This window comes from Xanthomonas sp. LMG 12462 (assembly GCF_009192885.1).
In the GTDB taxonomy this organism is placed as follows: Bacteria; Pseudomonadota; Gammaproteobacteria; order Xanthomonadales; family Xanthomonadaceae; genus Xanthomonas_A; species Xanthomonas_A sontii.
Genome location: NZ_NMPP01000004.1, coordinates 25,260 through 31,377, shown reverse-complemented (window position 1 = coordinate 31,377; position 6,118 = coordinate 25,260). Strand labels below are relative to the sequence as shown.

General features: G+C 67.0%; 7 protein-coding genes. 1 reads left to right on the top strand and 6 read right to left on the bottom strand.

The features are described from left to right. Nucleotides 1-434: 434 nt before the first annotated feature. Nucleotides 435-779, top strand: coding sequence for a DUF3301 domain-containing protein (locus CEK69_RS01595; protein ID WP_017908204.1), 345 nt, complete (start codon nucleotides 435-437; stop codon nucleotides 777-779). A gap of 268 nt (nucleotides 780-1,047) precedes the next feature. Here CEK69_RS01595 and CEK69_RS01590 read toward each other — a convergent pair whose 3' ends face one another. The 6 genes from CEK69_RS01590 to CEK69_RS01565 form a co-directional block, all read right to left on the bottom strand. Then, on the bottom strand, nucleotides 1,048-1,479 hold the full coding sequence (locus CEK69_RS01590) for a ClpXP protease specificity-enhancing factor (RefSeq protein WP_152236429.1): 432 nt from the start codon (nucleotides 1,477-1,479) through the stop codon (nucleotides 1,048-1,050). A 73-nt stretch (nucleotides 1,480-1,552) separates the two neighbouring features. After that, nucleotides 1,553-2,188 (bottom strand): glutathione S-transferase N-terminal domain-containing protein, encoded by a 636-nt coding sequence (locus CEK69_RS01585; RefSeq protein WP_010342124.1) that lies wholly within the window; start codon nucleotides 2,186-2,188, stop codon nucleotides 1,553-1,555. A 170-nt stretch (nucleotides 2,189-2,358) separates the two neighbouring features. Then, a complete protein-coding gene (locus CEK69_RS01580; RefSeq protein WP_026144236.1) occupies nucleotides 2,359-3,105 on the bottom strand; it encodes a cytochrome c1 in 747 nt (248 codons plus the stop codon). Next, nucleotides 3,098-4,360: a cytochrome bc complex cytochrome b subunit gene (locus CEK69_RS01575; protein WP_152243390.1), complete on the bottom strand. Its 1,263-nt coding sequence runs from the start codon at nucleotides 4,358-4,360 to the stop codon at nucleotides 3,098-3,100. The genes CEK69_RS01580 and CEK69_RS01575 overlap by 8 nt, the downstream gene beginning before the upstream one ends. A 3-nt stretch (nucleotides 4,361-4,363) precedes the next feature. Continuing rightward, a complete protein-coding gene (gene petA, locus CEK69_RS01570) occupies nucleotides 4,364-4,993 on the bottom strand; it encodes a ubiquinol-cytochrome c reductase iron-sulfur subunit (RefSeq protein ID WP_026143542.1) in 630 nt (209 codons plus the stop codon). 146 nt (nucleotides 4,994-5,139) lie between these two features. Further along, the gene (locus CEK69_RS01565; protein WP_152240071.1) at nucleotides 5,140-6,096 is read right to left on the bottom strand and encodes a lytic transglycosylase domain-containing protein; all 957 of its coding nucleotides are present in this window, start codon (nucleotides 6,094-6,096) and stop codon (nucleotides 5,140-5,142) included. Nucleotides 6,097-6,118 lie beyond the last annotated feature (22 nt).

Here is a 6,118-nt window from a genome sequence, read left to right as displayed (position 1 = left end):
CCGTAAGACCGACGGCAGCGTCAGATGTTTATAACAGACAGCCCCCCACCGGCCCGAACACGCCAGCGGCGGCATCCCCCATACCCAGCGCGACACCAGCAGCGCCGCACCCCACCGCGCCCACCGGCAACCAGGCACCCAAGACCGAACCGCAGTCACAGCCACAGCGCTAAGGCGTATTCGTCCAATCGCAACGCCAGGGCGCCTCTCACACCGGGATTCCGGTGGACGCACACCGCGCATCATCAATGCATGCAGGTGCCTCGCTCAGGACCATGGCGGGGACCGGAGGCGTCCGTCAGCCGCTGCACCTCGCTCCAAGACATCTACGAGCAGCGCGCGAGGCGCAGCTCTTGCCAATCCCCCATTCCCGAACCGCCAATCCCAGCCCAAGCAAGATTGCCCGCCTACCGGCGCCTCGCTACAGTGGCGCCATGCCCAGCCTGATCCTGTTGATGATCGCCGGCGCCGCGGTGTTCGCGTTCTGGAACGCCTCGCGTGCGGCCGCCGAACGCGCCGAAATCCTCGGCCGCAACGCCTGCAAGGCCGCCGACGTGCAGTGGCTGGACCAGAGCGTGCACGGCACCGGCCTGCGCCTGCGGCGCCTGCCCAACGGCTGGCTCGGCTTCGAGCGCAGCTTCCGCTTCGACTATTCCTACGATGGCACCGACCGCCACAGCGGGCGCCTGGTGCTACTCGGCGATCAGCTGATCGCGTTCACCGGGCCGTCGGTCGCCAGCGTGAGCAGCCTGCAGGAAGCCCGCGCGCAGCGCGACTGAGCCGTGCACCCCGGCCGTGCACCGATACCGATGGCGCGCGGCGTGTTGTGTCGGGCGACAGCGAAGCTGAGTGCGCGGGCGATGCGCATGCCACATGGAATGGCTGGCGAATGCAGGAGCGGCTTCAGCGGCGATGGGCGTTACCGGTAAGCCCGTCGCGGCTGAAGCCGCTCCTGCGACGGAACAACGCGGTGCGCGGCGCACGAATACCGGAAACGCCAACGCTTGGATGGGTGAAGCGCGGCCACCGAGGCCGCGCATCGACTGGCTACTTGACCACGCGCAGGCGCGGACGCTTGCCGGCGTCGTCGGATCCGCCCGGCCGCGGCGGTGGCGGGGTGTCGTCGCCCGGCGGCTCGCTGGCGCCATGGATGTCGTCCGGCAGCGCCATGCCCTGCCCGGTTTCGCGTGCATAGACCGCCAGCACCGCGGACATCGGCACCTGCACCGGGTAGCTGACGCCGCCGAAGCGGGCGGTGAAGCTGACCCCCTCGTTGTCGATCTGCAGCCGCACCACCGCACGCTCGGCGATGTTCAGCACCACCCGCCCGTCCTTGACCGCGCTCGGCGGCACCTGGACGCCGGGCAGGCCCGCATCCACCAGAATGTGCGGGGTCATGCCGTTGTCGTTGATCCATTCCACCAGCGCCCGCAGCAGGTACGGGCGATGGCTGGTCATGCGGGAAGTGTCGTCGCTCATGCGCCCATTCTACGTGCCGGCGCGCGATGCCGGTACAGCTCGGAAGACAATGGAGACGGCGCGGCGGACAGCATCATGCCGGCAGGTCGCGCAGTTTCTTTTCCTGATCGGTCAGGCTGCGGATGAACCCCGGATTGCGGAAGATGCGGTTGCCGTAATCCTCGATCGCCTTGCCGTCCTTCGGCAGCGGGATGTCCAGCGCCTGCAGGCGCCAGATGATCGGCGCCATCGCGCAGTCGGCCAGGCTCATCTCCGGATTGAGGAAGAACTTGCTGGCCTTGAACAGCGGCACCGACGCGGTCAGCAGTTCCTTCAGGCGCTTGCGCCCGGCTTCGGCCTGGGCCTTGTTGCCGAGCTGGATCGCCTGCACCTGCGGCACCCAGTCGTGCTCGATGCGCAGCATCGCCAGGCGCAGGCGCGCGCGCGAAAGCGGATCGACCGGCATCAGCGGCGGATGCGGATAGCGCTCGTCCAGGTACTCGCTGACCACCGAGGCGGCGTACAGCACCAGCTCGCGCTCGACCAGGGTCGGCACCGAGTGGTAGGGATTCAAGTCGATCAGGTCTTCCGGCGGATTCTGCGGATCCACCGCCACGAAATCGTAGGTCACGCCCTTGGCCGCGAGCACCAGGCGGACGCGGTGGCACAGGACATCATCCGTGGAGGAAAACAACGTCAAGGTATTTCGCATGCGCAAACTCGCCGCCATTCAAGGCTCTCCGACGGCCGGAATCCGCCGGCCGCATCGACGCCGCCCGCACATTGCGGACGGTCGTCACGGCCCCTGAGTGTGCAACCCTCGCTCACAAAAGCCAATAGGATGAACAGGGGATCGGCTCAGCAACGGTGCAGCCGGGACGCGGCCGAAACGGCCGCGACTCAATGCACGTCCTTCCAGTATTCCTTCTTCAGCAGATACGCCAGGAAGGTCAGCAGCGCCAGGAACAGCACCACCCACACGCCCAGGTTCTGCCGCTTCAGCGCCGCCGGCTCGCCGGCGTATTCGAGGAAATTGCTGATGTCGCGCACTGTCTGGTCGAACTCGACCGGGCTCTGCTTGCCCGGCGTCGCCAGTTGCAGCCGCTCCACCGGCTTGTCCACGCCCGGCTGCTCGGCCTTGCCGTAGACCGGCTGCTGCAGGCCCTGCAGGTCCCACAGCGGATTGGGCATGGAGGCGTTGGCGAACAGCTTGTTGTTCCAGCCCAGCGGCCGCGACTGGTCGAGATAGAACGACTTGAGGTAGGTGTAGACCCAGTCGGTGCCGCGCACGCGGGCGATCAGGCTCAGGTCCGGCGGAGCCTTGCCGAACCACTTGGTCGCCGCATCGTGCGGCATCGCCGTCTCGATGTGTTCGCCGATCTTGGCCCCGGTGAAGTTGAGGTTGTGCATCACCTCGTCCTCGCTCAGGCCCAGATCCTCGGCCATGCGCTGGTAGCGCAGGTACTTCAGCGAATGGCAGCCGGAACAGTAGTTCATGAACAGCTTGGCGCCGCGCTGCAGCGAAGCGCGGTCGCCCAGGTCGTTGCCGGCCTGCAGGGTGGCGGCACCCTCGGCGGCCATGGCCGAGGCGGACAGCAGCAAGGCCGACGCGACGCCGGCGAGCACAGCGATCAGGCGCTTAGTCATGGCTGCTCACCCGCTCCGGCACCGGCTTGGTTCGATCCAGCGAGGTCCATATCGGCATCGTCAGGAAGAAGGCGAAATACAGAACGGTCAGCACGCGGCCGATGTAGGTCTCGATGATCTCGGTGCCGGGGCCGGAACCGATCACGCCGAGCCAGACGAAGCACACCGCAAGCATCCCCAGCATCACCCGCGAGATCCAGCCGCGGTAGCGGATCGACTTGACCTTGGCGCGATCCAGCCACGGCACCAGGAACAGGATCGCGATGGCCGAGAACATCACCAGCACGCCGCCGAGCTTGTTCGGCACCACCCGCAACATCGCGTAGTACGGGGTGTAGTACCAGACCGGCTTGATGTGCTCCGGCGTCACCAGGCGGTTGGCCTCGGTGAAGTTGTCGTGCTCCAGGAACAGGCCGCCGAAGCCGGGCGCGAAGAAGATGATGAAGGCGCCGATCATCAGCAGGAAACCGACGCCGACCAGGTCCTTGACCGTGTAGTACGGATGGAACGGGATGCCGTCGGCCGGCTTGTTCGGGCTCCAGCGATTGCCCTTGGGCCCCTTCTTGATCTCCACGCCGTCGGGATTGTTGGAACCGACCTCGTGCAGCGCGCCCAGGTGCAGCACCACCAGCAGCAACAGCACCAGCGGCAGCGCGATCACGTGCAGGGCGAAGAAGCGGTTGAGGGTGGCGTCGGACGGCAGGTAATCGCCCATGATCCATTCGGTCAGGCCGTTGCCGATCACCGGGATGGCGCCGAACAGCGAGATGATCACCTTGGCGCCCCAGAACGACATCTGCCCCCAGGGCAACACGTAGCCCATGAAGGCTTCGGCCATCAGCACCAGGTAGATCAGCATGCCCAGGATCCACACCAGCTCGCGCGGCTTCTTGTAGCTGCCGTACATCAGCCCGCGGAACATGTGCAGGTACACCACGATGAAGAACAGCGAGGCGCCGGTGGAGTGCATGTAGCGGATCAGCCAGCCCCACTCGACGTCGCGCATGATGTACTCGACCGAGTTGAACGCCTCGGCCGCGCTGGTCTTGTAGTGCATCGTCAGGAAGATGCCGGTGACGATCTGGTTGACCAGCACCACCATCGCCAGCGAGCCGAAGTAGTACCAGAGGTTGAAGTTCTTCGGCGCGTAGTACTCGGTGACGTGCTTGCGGTAGAACGGCATCAGCCCGGGAGCGCGCTCGTTGACCCAGTCGAACACGTTGCCCGCGGTGCGGGTGAGGATGTTGTCGGCCATGACTTACGCCCCTCCCTTCGCGGACGCGCTCGGGTCCACGCCGATCACCAGCGTGTTGTCGTCCTGGTAATGGTGCGGCGGCACCAGCAGGTTGATCGGCGCCGGCACGCCCTGGAACACGCGGCCGGACATGTCGAAGCGCGACTTGTGGCAGGGGCAGAAATAGCCGCCCTTCCAGTCGGGGTCGTAGGGTTCGGGGCGGATCTCGGCGACCATTTCCGGCGAGCAACCCAGATGGGTGCACAGGCCGACCAGCACCGAGACGTCGGGCTTGATCGAGCGGTACTCCGGATTCTTCAGCACGTAGTCCGGCTGCTGGTCCTTGTTGGTGGACTCCGGATCCTTGAGCCGGCTGTCCAGCGACGGCAACGCATCGAGCATCGCCTTGGAGCGCTTGACGATCCAGATCGGCTGGCCGCGCCATTCCAGGATCAGGCGCTGCCCTTCCTGCAGGGCGCTGATGTCGGCGGTGACCGGCGCGCCGGCCAGCTTGGCCTTTGCGCTCGGATTCCAGGACTTGATGAAAGGAACCGCGACGAACCCCGCACCGACCGCACCCACGACGGACGTGGTGGCGGTGAGAAAGCGGCGGCGTCCTACATTTACAGAATCGTTGACCCCATCGTTGGCCATCCGGCACTCCGATCTGTGATTGGGTAGCGTGAGGCTGCCAGCAGCTCGGTGGGGGTCGAGCCGCACTGAATCCACTGCAGTGTAGCGGAACCCTTAACGCGCCGACAATGGACGCGCAACGCCTCCTGCCGGGCCGCGGCGACGGCTCAATGCGCGGTCGCCAGCACGCCGCGGTAGCGCTCGGCGAGCACGCCCACCCGCTGCACGTAGCGTTGGGTCTCGCTGTACGGCGGCACCCCGCCGTGTTTGTCTACCGCGCCTTCGCCGGCGTTGTAGCCGGCCGCGGCCAGGCTGAGGTTGCCGTTGAAGCGCTTCAGCAGCCACGCCAGATACTGCACGCCGCCGCGAATGTTTTGCGCTGCATCAAACGAATCGCTGACGCCGAAGCGGCGCGCGGTCGGCGGCATCAGCTGCATCAGCCCCTGCGCACCGGCGCGGCTGAGGGCCGTCGGGTTGTAGGCGGACTCGGCGTGGATGATGGCGCGCACCACCGCTTCGTCGACACCGTACTCGCGCGCGGCGGCGGCGATCTCGCTCTGGTAGGCGGTGGTGTTCAGGCGCACCGCACCGAAGTTGACCCCCGGATTGGCGCAGGCGTAGCAGGTTTCCATGAAGCTGTAGCGGATCGTGCGCACCGCGCCGAGATTGGCGACCTGGGTCGGACGCGCACTGGTGTAGTGGCGCACGCCGTCCTTCATGTACGAATACAGCTGACCGCTGACCAGACGCCGCGGCGCGCCACTGCTGCTGGGCGACACCGGGGCGACCCGGTTGGGCACGGCGTTGGCGGTCACCGGGGCCGGGGCGGCGACCGGCGCGCTGATCAGGGTGGCCGGCGCCACGGTGCCGGCGCTGGCGATGACGCCGCGGCTGGGCGGCCGCTCGGTGCTGGCCCTGGCCGGCGCAGGCGCCGGGGCGGTCCGCGCGGCGCGGCGGTCGGGGGTGTAGCGGCCGATCACACTGCAACTGGCGCCGGACACGCGCTTGCTGCCGTAGCTGGGCACGCCGTCGTTGCCGGTGCACTTGTACAGGGTGCCCGCGCTGGCCGGCGCAGCCGTCAACGTGGCGAGTCCCAGCCCCAGGAGCCACAGCATCCCCTTCATGGCGGCGAGTGTCCCAACTTCC